We start from the raw sequence: 293 nt of genomic DNA, 5'->3' as shown, positions 1-293 counted from the left end.
AGCCATTCTTTTATCAAAAGTATAGGAATATACAAGAAGTAAACGACATTTCTACACCTTTTTATACACCGTTTCACCCTGTAGTACATTATTCGAATTATCAAGGATCTTTTCTCCATTTGAATCCTGAAGAGGGTCAAGAAACGAATATCGCTCCGGATAATCGGAAAATGCTGTTCCCACAATCTGCGTCCCGTCCGCTTTATGAGCCGTATAACCTCTTAGCAAAGCTTCCTCTGTTATAGTATCATCGGTCAGGTCTATGAGGGTCCTACCGCTGTAAACAACTTTAT

General features: G+C 39.9%; 1 protein-coding gene. It reads right to left on the bottom strand.

Features of this window, described 5'->3' with window-relative positions; translation table 11 throughout:
• Nucleotides 1–51: 51 nt before the first annotated feature.
• Nucleotides 52–293 (bottom strand): histidine kinase (locus NE473_RS31830; RefSeq protein WP_256265702.1); only part of this gene is annotated, 242 nt, incomplete at its 5' end.

Origin of the sequence: Hungatella sp. SL.1.14, assembly GCF_024460495.1 — a bacterium.
Classification (GTDB): Bacteria; Bacillota; Clostridia; order Lachnospirales; family Lachnospiraceae; genus Hungatella; species Hungatella hathewayi.
Note: the sequence above shows the minus strand (reverse complement) of the source record. Positions and strands in the feature narration are given on the sequence as shown.